Raw genomic sequence first — 12,470 nt, 5'->3', positions numbered from 1 at the left:
TTAGCTGGCGCCGGCGCCGAGGGCGCTCTCGCCCGAGGGCTCGCCGAGCTGGGCGAGGCGCGGGTCGTTCGAGAAGATCTCGACGATCGGCTCGCTGAGGCCGACGCGTCGCTGCAGCCGCTGCACGAGCATCTCCTCGTTCCACAACAGCAGCGTGACGACCGCGCCCCGGCCGCCGGCGCGGGCGGTGCGTCCCGAGCGGTGGAGGTAGGCCTTCTGGTCCTCGGGGATGTCGTAGTGCACGACCACGTCGATGCCGTCGATGTCGAGGCCACGCGCCGCGACGTCGGTGGCGACGAGGCCGTGCAGCTTGCCGGAGGTGAAGTCCGCGAGGGCCGCCTCGCGCGCCCCCTGGCGCAGGTCACCGTGGATCGCGGCGACCTTCACCCCCGCGGCGAGGAGCCGCGTCGTCAGCCGGTCGACGCCGCGCTTGGTGCGCAGGAAGATGATGACCTTCTCGGCGCCGCGCACGATCGCCGCCACGACGTCGACCTTGTCGAGCTCGTGCACCTTGAAGAAGAAGTGCTCCATCTCCTCGACGGTCACCTGCTCGGAGGCGACCTCGTGGAAGACGGGATCGGAGAGGTAGCGGCGGACCAGCTGGTCGACGGCCGAGTCGAGGGTCGCCGAGAACAACAGGGTCTGGCTGCGGCCGGTCATCTTGCGCAGCAGCCACTCGACCTGGGGGAGGAAGCCCATGTCGGCCATGCGGTCGGCCTCGTCGACGACGAGCGTGCCGATCGCGTCGAGGCGCACCGCCCCACGGTCGGAGAGGTCGATCAGTCGGCCGGGGGTGGCGACGACGACGTCGAGACCCTTCGCGAGCTGGCCGACCTGGCGGTCGAGGTCGGCGCCCCCGTAGACGGCGCCGACCCGGCGGTCGACCGCGGCGCCGAGCGGGGCGAGCACCTCGGTGACCTGCAGGGCGAGCTCGCGGGTGGGCACGAGGACGAGCGAAGCGGGCTGGCGGGCGTCTGCGCGCGGCGTGCGCATCAGCATCGGCAGGCCGAAGGCGAGCGTCTTGCCGCTCCCGGTCTTCGCCTTGCCGCACACGTCGCGCCCGGCGAGCGCGTCGGCGATCGTCAGCGCCTGGATGGGGAAGGGGGCGGCGATGCCGTCCTTGGCGAGCGCCTCGACCAGCGTCGGGTCGACGCCGAGCGAGCCGAAGTCAGAAGCCACGGTCGAGGAGTCTGCCACCCCCAGCGCCGTCGCCGTTCCGCCCCCTTCGCCGCGCCGGCGGCCGGTGGCCCCCGCGACGCCGCTGTGTATCCTGCTCAGCGGGCACGAGAGGAGGTCGCGATGACGGTGCATCTCGAGGTTGGTGACAGCGCTCCAGGGTTCAGCCTCCCCGACGAGGACGGCGCGACCGTCTCCCTCTCGGACTTCGCCGGCAAGCGGGTCGTCCTCTACTTCTATCCCGCCGACGACACCCCCGGCTGCACCAAAGAGGCCTGCCAGTTCAACGATCTGCTCCCCGACTTCTCCGGTGTCGGCGCCGAGGTCCTCGGCATCTCCAAGGACGGTGCCACCTCGCATCAGAAGTTCCGCGCGAAGTACGGCCTCAACTTCCACCTCCTCTCGGACCCCGACCGCTCGGTGATGGAGGCCTACGGGGCCTTCGGCGAGAAGGTCTCCTACGGCAAGACGACGATGGGGACGATCCGCTCGACCTTCGTCGTCGGCGCCGACGGCACGATCGAGGCCGCTTGGTACAACGTGAAGGCCGACGGCCACGCGCCGAAGGTCCTCGCGACCCTCGGCGCCTAGTCGGCTCCGGGGACAGGGTCGGCCTTGCCGCCGGAGAAGCCGCATTGGTTTGAGCTCTACCGGGAGGTCGTGACCTCCGGGCTGTGCACAGGTTGTGCGGCCTGCGTGGTCGTCTGCCCTTACGACGTCCTCGGCTACGACGACGAGAACGGCCGCTACAAGCCCTTCCACGTCGAGGCGGACGGTGGCACCGACAACTGCACCCACGGCGAGCGGGGCTGCACGCTCTGCACCCGCGCTTGCCCGCGCTTTCGCGACTGGGAGCCCGAGATCGACAACTTCCTCTTCGGGCGGCCGCGCGAGGCCACCGAGATCCACGGCGTCGCCGAGGAGGTGCTGCTCGCGCGCGCGGCCGACCCGGCGCTCGTCGAGAACGGCCAGGACGGCGGCCTCGTCTCGGCGATGCTCATCTGGGCGCTCGAGAACGACGTCATCGACGCCGCCCTCGTGAACTACCTGGAGGGCGACGGCAAGAGCTGGAAGGCCGTGCCCGGCGTCGCCCGCACCCGCGAGGAGGTGCTCGCCTCGGCGGGCTCGCGCTACACCTACTCGGCGAACCCGCTCGGCTACGCGGAGGCGGTGGGGGGCGGCGCCGAGCGCCTCGCCCTCGTCGGGATGAGCTGTCAGGCCTCGGCGCCGGCGGTGATGTCGGCCCGCCGCGCCGGCAAGGTCGCCCGCCGCTTCACGCTCACCATCGGCCTCATGTGCTCGAAGACCTTCGACGACTCGATCTTCGAGGGGCTCTTCGAGGCGAACTACGGGATCGCGCGCGCCTCGATCAAGAAGATGAACATCAAAGGCGTCTTCCAGCTGTGGACCGAGGGCGGCGGCTACCACGAGGTGCCGCTCAAGGAGGCGCACGCCTTCACCCGCGAGGGCTGCCTGCAGTGCCCGGACTTCGCCGCCGAGCACGCCGACATCTCGACGGGCGGCATCGGTGCCTTCGCGGACTACACCCTCACCGTGGTGCGCACGGCGCGCGGCCGGGAGGTGATGGACGGGCTCGTCGCCGCCGGGGTGATCGAGACGCGCCCGATCGAGGATGACCCGGCCGTGCTCAGCCTCCTCGACCGCCTCTCGCGGGCCTCGCGCCGCCGCTGGCCAGAGGAGGCCGGGGTCGCCCCGGGCCTCGTCCCGCCGCGCGACGCCGGCTAGCGCCGCAGCAACCCTTCCCTCCGCCGGCACGGTCCGGCGCCGTCGGAGGGACCGAGAGGCCGGGGTCGCGGCGGCTACGCCGGCCCAGCGAGCCCCACGAGCCCGCAGGCACGGGCGAGCACGCCGTCGAACATCTCGGGGGTGAGCAGCCCGGTGAAGACGTTGCGCTGGCTCGGGTGGTACGAGCAGAGCAGCGTCCGCGGCTCGCCTTCCGGCGAGGGGGTGAGCTCCGCCTCCACGCCGTGGCCGAACTTCGGGCGGCGCCCGGCGGCGAGGCCGGGGAGGCGCCAGAGCGCCTCGTAGCCGTAGGCGCCGAGCGCGAGGAACAGGCGCGCCCGCGTGAGGAGCGTGACCTCGCGGGCGAGGAAGGGGGCGCAGCGGTCGCGCTCCTCGATGGTCGGGCGGTTGTCCGGCGGCGCGCAGCGCACCGGCGCAGTGACGTACACACCGGTGAGCGCCAGACCGTCGTCGAGTGCGGTGCTCGTCGGCTGGTTGGCGAGGCCGGCGCGATGCAGGGCGGCGAAGAGGAAGTCCCCCGAGCGGTCGCCGGTGAACATCCGCCCGGTCCGGTTGCCGCCGTGCGCCGCGGGGGCGAGGCCGACGAGCACGATCCGTGCCCGCCGGTCGCCGAAGCCGGGCAGCGGGCGCGCCCAGTAGCTCTCGCCGAGGTGACCGCCGCGCCGGTCGGTGGCCGCCTGCTCGCGCCAAGCGACGAGGCGCTGGCAGGCACGGCAGCCGGTCACCTCCGCACCGAGGGAGGCGAAGGCATCGTCGTCGGGCGGGCGGGGCGCGGGAAAGGGGGGCACTGGGGCACGACGCTACGGTTGCGCCATGCCGCCGCGTCGCCACCGCGCCGAGCCGCGGACCGTGATCTGCTTCGTCCGTCACGGCACCACGCCGACGACGGGCAAGGTCCTACCCGGCAGGGCAAAGGGGCTGCACCTCTCCGAGCGGGGCCTCGAGGAGGCGGCGCGCACCGCCGAGCGGCTCGTGGCGCTCGGATCGGTGAAGGCCCTCTATTCGTCGCCGCTCGAGCGCGCGCGCGAGACGGCGGGAGCGATCTCGCGCTCGCTCGGCATCGCCACCCGCATCGACCGCGGCCTGCTCGAGTGCGACTTCGGCGAGTGGACGGGCGGCCTGCTCGCCGACCTCGTCAAGCTGCCGGAGTGGCAGACCGTGCAGCGCCACCCCTCGGGCTTCCGCTTCCCGAACGGTGAGTCCTTCGCTGAGCTCGCCTCGCGGATGTCGACGACCGTCGAACGCCTCGCCGCCGCCCACCGCGGAGAGGTCGTCGTCGCGGTGAGCCACGCCGACCCGATCAAGGTCGCCGTCGCCGACGCGCTCGGCCAACCACTCGACCTCATGCAGCGGACCGTGATCTCCCCCTGCTCGGTGAGCGTCGTCTCCTACGGGAGCGGGCCGCCGACGGTGCTGGCCGTCAACTCGACGGGCGAGCTCGCGAACCTCGGCATCGGCCCCGCCCCCGCCGCGGCCGCCAGGCGACGGCGGGCGGCGAATTGAGCGAGATCTACGAGCTCGCCTCACCCGAGCGTGTCACCGTCGGCACCGTCGGTGAGCCCGGCCAGCGCGCCTTTTTCCTGCAGGCCCGCGAGGACCGCCTGCTCGTCACGGTGAGGGCCGAGAAGCAGCAGATCGCGGCGCTCGCCGTGCACGTCGGCAAGCTCCTCGAGGAGGCGCCGCGCCCGGGCGAGCTCCCCTCGGAGGAGGGCCTCGAGCTCGAGGAGTTCGCCGAGGAGCACTTCCGCGCGGGCGCGCTGGCGATCGCCTACGACGAGGACGCCGACCGGATCGTCCTCGTCATCCAGGCGCGCGTCCCCGACGACGAGGAGGGCGACGAGCTGCGCGTCTCGATGACGCGCGAGCAGGCCGGTGCGCTCGCCATCCGCGGCGCCCGCCTCGTCGAGTCGGGGCGCCCCCCCTGTCCGCTCTGCGGCTATCCGCTCGATCCGAGAGGTCACTCGTGCCCGAGGACGAACGGCCACCACGCGCCGCTGCTCTGAGCGCGCCCGGCCTGGCTGGGGAGGGATGGCTCGAGCTGCTCGCCCTCGGCGAGGTCGAGGTCCTCGGCCGCATGCCCTACAGCTCCAACGCCACCTTCCTCGTCGAGCTGACCCTCGGTGAGGTCACCGGGGGCGCGATCTACAAGCCGCTCGGGGGTGAGCGGCCGCTGTGGGACTTCCCCGACGGCCTGTTCCGCCGTGAGGTGGCCGCCTACGCGCTCGCCGAGGGGCTCGGCATCGGGATGATCCCCGAAACCGTCGGCAGGAGGGACGCGCCCTTCGGCCTCGGCTCGCTGCAGCGCTTCATCGACGCCGACCCCGAGCGTCACTACTTCGCCCTTCACGACGAAGGCGGCCACGAGGAGCCGCTGCGCCGGCTCGCCGGCTTGGACCTGCTGCTCAACAACGCCGACCGCAAGGGCGGCCACGTGCTCGTCGATGCCGACGGTGCGCTGTGGGGGATCGACAACGGCCTCTCGTTCCACGTCGAGCCGAAGCTGCGCACCGTGATGTGGGACTTCGCCGGCGAGGAGGTCCCCGAGGAGATCCTCGGTGCCTGCCGGCAGCTGCGCGACGCGCTGCCCCCGGCGCTCGAGGGCCTCCTCGACGAAGAGGAGCTCGCCGCGCTCGTGGAACGCGCCGAGGCGGTGCTCCGCTGGCCGGCCTTCCCCGCCCCGACCCACCGACGCGCCTATCCCTGGCCGCTCCTGTGAGCGGTAGGCGCCACGGGAGCGCGGCCCGCGACCCTCGGCCGATGGACTCCCCACGAGCGCCCGAGGACGAGGGCGGGGGGGCACCCGCGGCGCGGCTGCGCTTCGCGCCCGAGGTCGTCTTCGGCCACCGCGAGACGGCGCGCCTGCGCGACGCGCTGCGAAAGCTCCTCAGCGACGCCCCGCCGGCGCCGCTCGACCGGCTGCTGGCAGAGGGCGGCCCCGAGGTGCTGGTGCTCGAGCGCGCCGCCGCCCTCGACTGCGCGGCAGCCCTGCTGCACGCCGCCGACGGCGCCGCCCTGTCGGGGGAATGCGTCGCCGCCTACGCGTTGTTGGGGATGGAGAGCCGGCTCCTCGAGGAGCTGGTCGGAGAAGGAGCGGGAGGGGTGCGATGACCACCGAAGGGACGAGCGAGCCAATGGAGCTCACCGATCAGGAGTGGCGCCAGCGCCTCTCAGCCGAGGAGTTCCACGTGCTCCGGGAGAAGGGGACCGACCGCCCGTTCAGTGGCGAGTACACCCACCCCGTCTACGAGGGGACCTTCCGCTGCGCCGCCTGCGGGCAGGAGCTCTTCGCCGCCGACGACCAGTTCGACTCGGGCTCGGGCTGGCCGAGCTTCGTGCGCCCCTTCGACCCCGCGGCCGTGGAGATGACCGTCGACAACAGCCTCGGCATGCGCCGCGTCGAGGTCACCTGCCGGCGCTGCGGCGGTCATCTCGGCCACGTCTTCGACGACGGCCCGGGGCCGAGCGGTGAGCGCTGGTGCATCAACTCGACGAGTCTGAAGCTCGACGGGAAGGCCGTCTGAGGCCCGCGCGGCGGGGACCTTGAGGCCCCGCGGCACATCGTCACGGCACTGCAATACTGCCGCGGCATGGCCGACGCCCGCAGCCGACAAGATCGCGGCGTGGAGTTCTTGCCGTTCCCCCAAGACGACCTCCGCGCCGAGAGCGGCGAGCTGCCCGACAGCCGTTTCCTGGCGCTCGAGTCCTGTCACAGCACGTGGCTCTTCGACCTCGAGGACCGGCGCTTCTGCAGGGTGCTGAAGAACTCGGCGCTCCCGAGCGCGGTGGCCACGGAATGGCGGCCGTACGACCGCCTGGTGGTGCACCCGAGCTCGGACGCCTTCGTGATCTTCCTCGACGAGAGCGGGACCAAGCTGCTCCGCTCGTGGCGGCACACGAGCCGCTGCGAGCGCTGCGCCGGCGAGGTGACCACCCAACTCTCCCTCGACGAGCTCCGGCGGGTCACCCGGGCGTGACCGCTGCGGGCGATTCGACGCCCGTGCTCGCGACAGAGAGAATCGGAAGATGAGCGATCAGGGGCCCCTCCGCGAGGGTGATGACGGCGCGCAGTACCTGGTGATCCCGGGGCCTCCCGGCGGCGCGCCCGGCGAGGCCACCCCGGGCGGCGAGACCGAGGCGATGTCCGCCGAGGCCGTCCAGCGCCCGGCGAAGGTGATGCGCATCGGCTCGATGATCAAGCAGCTCCTCGAGGAGGTGCGCGGCGTCGAGCTCGACTCGGCGGCACGCATCCGCCTCCGCGAGATCTACGAGAGCTCGGTCCGCGAGCTCGCCGACACGCTCTCCCCGGACCTCGCCGCGGAGCTCGATCGGATGACTCTCTCCTTCGACAGCGAGGAGCCGAGCGACGCCGAGCTGCGCGTCGCACAGGCGCAGCTCGTGGGCTGGCTCGAGGGGCTCTTCCACGGCATCCAGGCGACGCTCTTCGCACAGCAGATGGCGGCCCAGGCACAGCTCGAGGACATGCGCCGCCGCAGCCTGCCGGCCGGCGCGCGTGAGGCGGGCGGCTCCCCGCCGGGCGGCCAGTACCTGTAGCAGCGCCCGCCGCGGCGACCCGTGGCGGGGGTGAGGACTCCGAGACGAACGAGGCGCGCGGCGCGGGAGGGGAAGCTGTGGGCGGTACCGGCCAGAAGGTGGTCTCCGGGGACACGCACCTCGAGCTCGACTCGAAGTGGTGGATCGAGCGCGTGCCCGCCGAGCACCGGGCGCGCGCGCCGCGCGTCATCCGTCTCCCCGACGGCGGCGACGCCTGGGTCGTCGAGGGGGCGGCGCTGCGCGAGACGCCGCAGGACCTCTACGGGGGCAAGGGGCGCACGACCTGGACGCCCTTCGGGCAGAGCTACGAGACGACCGCCGGCACCGGCCCCGCCACGCAGCGCCTCGGTGAGCAGGACAAGGACGGCGTCGACGCCGAGGTCCTCTTCCCGGGGGTCTCCGGGCCGGGGCTGTGGCGAAACATCCGCGACGACGACGCCTACCTCGCCGTCGTCCGCGCCTACAACAGCTTCCTCGCCGAGGAGTACTGCGCGACCGCACCCGATCGCCTCTTCGGCGTCGGCGTGATCCCCCAGAGCGGGATCGACGACGCGCTCGCCGAGCTCGCCTACTGCAAGGAGGCGGGGCTGCGGGCGGTGCTCCTCAGCCGCTTCCCGAACGGGAGCGGTGTCCCGAAGCCCTCCGACGACGCCTTCTGGCGCTCTTCGCTCGAGCTCGGGATGGCGCTCACCGCCCACGTCGAGATCAGCACCGCCGGGGTGACCTCGCTCCTCGAGTACCCCGACGCGAAGCCCGGCGTGCTGTCGCGCATCCGCGGCACGGCGCAATTCGCCGAGCAGACGACGAAGATGGCCCGCCCCGGTGGCGTGAACGCGCTGCAGCTCGTCCTCTCGGGGGTCTTCGACCGCTTCCCCGAGCTCGAGTTCCTCTTCGCCGAGACCCAGATCGGCTGGATCCCGCTCTTCCTCGAAGTCGCCGAGCAGCGCTTCTCCCGCCATCGGGGCTGGGCCGAGGAGTTCCTCGGGTGGAGGCCGCTGCGGGCGGGGACCCCGTCGGAGTACATCCGCCGGCACTTCCTGTGGGGCTTCCAGCAGGACCGCATCGGCGTGCTGCAGCGCGACGCGATCGGGGTCACCCAGCTCGTCTGGGGCTCGGACTTCCCGCACCAGGAGTCGGACTGGCCGTTCTCAATGGAGGTGCTCGCCGTGAACTTCGAAGGGGTCCCCGACGCCGAGCGCCAGCTCATGGTCGAGGGAAACATCACGCGTTTCCTGCACCTCTGAGCCCCCGGGCACCGGAGCGCGCGGGAGGGCTCCGCGCTATTGTCGGTGAGTCCGAAATGACAGCCCTGTAGTTCGTCCACAGCCCGTGGATGAGGGGTGTGGACGAGCTGTGGAGGCACGCCGATGGCGTCGTCCGGGGCGGGCAGGTCCTTCGCCCACCTGCATCAGCACACCGAGTACTCGATGCTCGACGGTGCCGCCCGCGTCAGCGAGGTGGTCGCGACCGCGGCCGCCGACGGCCAGCCCGCGATCGCGATCACCGACCACGGCAACATGTACGGGGTCCTCGACTTCTACCGCGAGTGCCGCGAGCACGACATCACCCCGATCATCGGCACCGAGGCCTACATGGCCGCCAACTCGCGCACCGACCGACCGGTCCGCCGGGGCCGCGTCGACGACACCGGTGGCGACGCGGGGGAGCGGGGCGAGAAGCTCTACTACCACCTGACCCTGCTCGCGGAGTCGGGGGCTGGCTACGCGAACCTCATGAAGCTCTCCTCGATGGCCTACCTCGAGGGCTACTTCTACAAGCCGCGCACGGACTGGGAGCTGCTCGAGCGCCACCACGAGGGGCTGATCGCGACGACCGGCTGCCTCGGTGGCGTCGTGCTGCAGGCACTGCTGAACGAGCAGTTCGACGAGGCCAAGCGCCTCGCCGCCCGCCTGCAGGACATCTTCGGGCGCGACAGCCTCTTCATCGAGCTGCAGGACCACGGCCTCGACGAGCAGCGCCGCACCAACCCCGGCCTCCTCGAGATCGCGAAGGCGATCAAGGCGCCGGTCGTCGCGACCAACGACAGCCACTACTGCCGGCGCGTCGACGCCGTCGCCCACGACGCCCTTCTCTGCGTGCAGACCGGGGCGATGATGGACGACCCGAAGCGCTTCAAGTTCCACGGCAACGAGCACTACCTGAAGACCGCAGCCGAGATGCGCGAGCTCTTCGGCGAGGTCCCCGAGGCCTGTGACAACACGCTGTGGATCGCCGAGCGCGCCAAGGTGGAGATCGAGCTCGGCAACCCGAAGCTCCCCGAGTTCGAGGTGCCGGAGGAGTTCCGGGCAGCCGATTACGAGACCTCGGCGGCGAACTACCTCCGCCACCTCGTCGCCGAGGGGGCGCGCCAGCGCTACGGGGACCCGCTCCCACCGCAGGTCTCCGAGCGGCTCGAGTACGAGCTCGGGGTGATCTCCTCGATGGGCTTCCCCGCCTACTTCCTCGTCGTCTGGGACCTCATCCGCCACGCCCGCGAGCACGGGATCCGCGTCGGTCCGGGGAGAGGCTCGGCGGCGGGCTGCTGCGTCGCCTACTGCCTGCGGATCGTGGACATCGACCCGATCGCCTACGACCTGCTCTTCGAGCGCTTCCTCAACCCCGGCCGCAAGCAGATGCCGGACATCGACATGGACTTCGACGAGCGCTACCGCTCGGAGATGATCCGTTACGCCTCGGAGCGCTACGGCTGGGATCACGTCGCGCAGATCGTCACCTTCTCGACGATCAAGGCGCGCGCCGCGGTGCGCGACGCGGCGCGCGTCCTCGGCTTCCCCTACGCGCTCGGCGACCGCATCGCGAAGGCGATGCCCCCGCTCGTGATGGGGCGGGACACGCCCCTGTGGGCCTGCCTCGACCGGAGCGAGGGCTTCGAGGACGGCTATGTCGCGGCGCAGAACCTGCGCGAGATCTACGAGGCCGACCCCGACGCGCAGAAGGTGATCGACGTCGCCCGCGGCCTCGAGGGGCTGCGCCGCCAGGACGGCATCCACGCCGCCGCGGTGGTGATCACCAACGAGCCGCTCACCGAGTACCTGCCCATCCAGCGCAAGCCCGAGCCCGGCGCCGACCCTTCGGACGCGCCGATCGTCACCCAGTACGAGATGCACGGCGTCGAAGAGCTCGGGCTGTTGAAGATGGACTTCCTCGGCCTGCGCAACCTCTCGGTGATCGAGACGGCCCTCGACCTCATCGAGGGGGCGACCGGTGAGCGCCCCGACATCGACGGCGTCGCGCTCGACGACGAGAAGACCTTCGAGCTCCTCTGCAAGGGGGACTCGATCGGCGTCTTCCAGCTGGAGGGCGGGCCGATGCGCTCGCTGATGCGCTCGCTCGCGCCGACGAGCTTCCACGACGTCGCCGCGCTCGTCGCCCTCTACCGGCCGGGGCCGATGGCGGCGAACATGCACCGCGACTACGCCGACCGCAAGAACGGCCGCCAGCCGGTCTCCTACGCCCACGAGGACCTCGAGCCGATCCTGCGCGACACCTACGGCCTGATGATCTACCAGGAGTCGGTGATGCGCGTCGCGCAGAAGTTCGCCGGCTACAGCCTGGAGGACGCGGATTCGCTCCGCCGCGCCGCCGGGAAGAAGTCCCGGTCGATCATGCAGGCCGAGCGTGAGAAGTTCGTCGCCGGCTGCGTCCAGGAGGGCTACGGGGAGCGCCTCGGCACCGAGCTCTTCGACGTCATCGAGCCCTTCGCCGACTACGCCTTCAACAAGTCCCACTCCTACGGCTACGGCCTCGTCGCCTACCAGACCGCCTGGCTGAAGGCGAACCACCCCGTCGAGTACCTCGCCGCGCTGCTCTCCTCGGTGAAAGACGACAAGGACAAGAGCGCCGTCTACCTCGCGGAGTGCCGGGCGCTCGGCATCGAGGTGCACGTCCCGGACGTGAACGCCTCACTCAGCAACTTCACCCCCCGCCACGCGGCCGAGGACGGCGAGGGGGCGATCATCTTCGGCCTCTCGGCGGTGCGCAACGTCGGGGAGGGGCTCGTCGCCCTCATCGAGCAGGAGCGGGAGAAGAACGGCCCCTTCGCCGACTACCACGACTTCTGCTGCCGGGTCGACCCCTCGGTGCTCAACAAGCGCTCGGTCGAGTCCCTCATCAAGGCGGGCGCCTTCGACTCCCTCGACCATCCCCGCAAGGGCCTCGGCCTCGTCTTCGAGGAGATCATCGACCACGTCCTCATGCTGCGGCGCGAGGAAGAGCTCGGCATCTCGACGCTGTTCAGCCTGCTCGTCGAGGAGGCCCCGACGGGCTCGAGCGGCTTCGGCGAGGCGCGCCGCGAGATCCCCGACCTCGAGTTCTCCAAGAGCGAGCGCCTCGCCTTCGAGAAGGAGATGCTCGGCCTCTACGTCTCGGACCACCCGCTCGCCGGCTACGAGGCGGCGCTCCGGCGGCTCTCGGACCTCTCGATCGCCGAGCTCGTCGACCAGGCCTCCTCAGGTGGCGCGGGTCCCTTCCAGAGCGACTTCCTCACCCTCGGCGGCGTCGTCACCAACCTCTCCCGTCGCTACACCAAGGCCGGCGAGCTGATGGCGACCTTCACGCTCGAGGACCTCGAGTCCTCGATCGAGGTCTTCTGCTTCCCCCGCACGATGCAGGAGTACGGGATGCGCCTCGAGAGCGACGCGATCGTCTGCGTGCGCGGCCGCCCCGACGTCCGCGACGACGTCCCGAAGCTGATCGCGCGCGAGATCACCCGCCCCGAGTTCGCCCTCGACGACGCCAACCTGCCGATCGAGGTCGCCGTCCCGGTGCTCGCGCTCACCGAGACACTCGTCACGGCGCTACGCGAGCTCGTCGTCGAGCACCCCGGCCCCGTGCCCATCCACCTGCGCCTCGGCGACAAGGTGCTGCGCCTGCCCCCCCAGTTCAACGTCGATCCGGGGGGCGGATTCGTCGGCGCGCTGAAGGAGCTCTTCGGGCCGCAGGCGCTCGGCGCCTGAGCC

General features: G+C 71.7%; 13 protein-coding genes. 11 read left to right on the top strand and 2 right to left on the bottom strand.

Annotation, left to right across the window (positions count from 1 at the left end):
• Complete coding sequence (locus VNF07_04440; GenBank protein HVB05482.1) at positions 1–1,179, bottom strand: DEAD/DEAH box helicase; 1,179 nt, start codon at positions 1,177–1,179, stop codon at positions 1–3.
• A 120-nt stretch (positions 1,180–1,299) separates the two neighbouring features.
• On the opposite strand from VNF07_04440, the gene bcp reads away from it, so the two are divergent.
• Positions 1,300–1,767 carry a thioredoxin-dependent thiol peroxidase gene (gene bcp / locus VNF07_04435; protein ID HVB05481.1) on the top strand — a complete coding sequence of 156 codons (468 nt, stop codon included), beginning with the start codon at positions 1,300–1,302 and terminating at the stop codon, positions 1,765–1,767.
• A 69-nt stretch (positions 1,768–1,836) separates the two neighbouring features.
• On the top strand, positions 1,837–2,922 hold the full coding sequence (locus tag VNF07_04430; GenBank protein HVB05480.1) for a Coenzyme F420 hydrogenase/dehydrogenase, beta subunit C-terminal domain: 1,086 nt from the start codon (positions 1,837–1,839) through the stop codon (positions 2,920–2,922).
• A gap of 74 nt (positions 2,923–2,996) precedes the next feature.
• Here the strand turns inward: VNF07_04430 and VNF07_04425 are convergent, their stop codons facing one another.
• Positions 2,997–3,728 carry a uracil-DNA glycosylase gene (locus VNF07_04425; protein ID HVB05479.1) on the bottom strand — a complete coding sequence of 244 codons (732 nt, stop codon included), beginning with the start codon at positions 3,726–3,728 and terminating at the stop codon, positions 2,997–2,999.
• Between the two features lie 25 nt (positions 3,729–3,753).
• Here VNF07_04425 and VNF07_04420 point away from each other — a divergent pair, with 25 nt between their 5' ends.
• The 9 genes from VNF07_04420 (at position 3,754) to dnaE (ending at position 12,467) form a co-directional block, all read left to right on the top strand.
• Positions 3,754–4,443 carry a histidine phosphatase family protein gene (locus tag VNF07_04420; GenBank protein HVB05478.1) on the top strand — a complete coding sequence of 230 codons (690 nt, stop codon included), beginning with the start codon at positions 3,754–3,756 and terminating at the stop codon, positions 4,441–4,443.
• Entirely contained in the window at positions 4,440–4,943 is a 504-nt protein-coding gene (locus tag VNF07_04415) for a DUF3090 family protein (protein HVB05477.1), read from the top strand. Before VNF07_04420 ends, VNF07_04415 begins: the two co-directional genes overlap by 4 nt.
• Positions 4,904–5,656: an SCO1664 family protein gene (locus VNF07_04410; protein ID HVB05476.1), complete on the top strand. Its 753-nt coding sequence runs from the start codon at positions 4,904–4,906 to the stop codon at positions 5,654–5,656. Before VNF07_04415 ends, VNF07_04410 begins: the two co-directional genes overlap by 40 nt.
• 41 nt (positions 5,657–5,697) lie before the next feature.
• Positions 5,698–6,048 (top strand): hypothetical protein, encoded by a 351-nt coding sequence (locus tag VNF07_04405; GenBank protein HVB05475.1) that lies wholly within the window; start codon positions 5,698–5,700, stop codon positions 6,046–6,048.
• A complete protein-coding gene (gene msrB, locus VNF07_04400; GenBank protein ID HVB05474.1) occupies positions 6,045–6,461 on the top strand; it encodes a peptide-methionine (R)-S-oxide reductase MsrB in 417 nt (138 codons plus the stop codon). The genes VNF07_04405 and msrB overlap by 4 nt, the downstream gene beginning before the upstream one ends.
• A 66-nt stretch (positions 6,462–6,527) precedes the next feature.
• Positions 6,528–6,914, top strand: coding sequence for a hypothetical protein (locus VNF07_04395; GenBank protein ID HVB05473.1), 387 nt, complete (start codon positions 6,528–6,530; stop codon positions 6,912–6,914).
• A 49-nt stretch (positions 6,915–6,963) separates the two neighbouring features.
• Positions 6,964–7,491 carry a proteasome activator gene (locus VNF07_04390; GenBank protein ID HVB05472.1) on the top strand — a complete coding sequence of 176 codons (528 nt, stop codon included), beginning with the start codon at positions 6,964–6,966 and terminating at the stop codon, positions 7,489–7,491.
• A 77-nt stretch (positions 7,492–7,568) separates the two neighbouring features.
• Positions 7,569–8,735, top strand: coding sequence for an amidohydrolase family protein (locus VNF07_04385; GenBank protein HVB05471.1), 1,167 nt, complete (start codon positions 7,569–7,571; stop codon positions 8,733–8,735).
• 123 nt (positions 8,736–8,858) lie between these two features.
• Positions 8,859–12,467 carry a DNA polymerase III subunit alpha gene (dnaE, locus tag VNF07_04380; GenBank protein HVB05470.1) on the top strand — a complete coding sequence of 1,203 codons (3,609 nt, stop codon included), beginning with the start codon at positions 8,859–8,861 and terminating at the stop codon, positions 12,465–12,467.
• Positions 12,468–12,470 lie beyond the last annotated feature (3 nt).

It is taken from the genome of Acidimicrobiales bacterium (assembly GCA_035533595.1).
Lineage (GTDB): Bacteria > Actinomycetota > Acidimicrobiia > Acidimicrobiales > Bog-793 > DATLTN01.
This window is presented reverse-complemented; position numbering and strand designations above follow the sequence as displayed.

Coding starts and splice junctions, on each gene's coding strand:
- dnaE (HVB05470.1), top strand. CDS start 8,859: ATGGCGTCGTCCGGGGCGGGCAGGTCCTTCGCCCACCTGCATCAGCAC.
- VNF07_04395 (HVB05473.1), top strand. CDS start 6,528: ATGGCCGACGCCCGCAGCCGACAAGATCGCGGCGTGGAGTTCTTGCCG.
- VNF07_04390 (HVB05472.1), top strand. CDS start 6,964: ATGAGCGATCAGGGGCCCCTCCGCGAGGGTGATGACGGCGCGCAGTAC.
- VNF07_04420 (HVB05478.1), top strand. CDS start 3,754: ATGCCGCCGCGTCGCCACCGCGCCGAGCCGCGGACCGTGATCTGCTTC.
- bcp (HVB05481.1), top strand. CDS start 1,300: ATGACGGTGCATCTCGAGGTTGGTGACAGCGCTCCAGGGTTCAGCCTC.
- msrB (HVB05474.1), top strand. CDS start 6,045: ATGACCACCGAAGGGACGAGCGAGCCAATGGAGCTCACCGATCAGGAG.
- VNF07_04405 (HVB05475.1), top strand. CDS start 5,698: ATGGACTCCCCACGAGCGCCCGAGGACGAGGGCGGGGGGGCACCCGCG.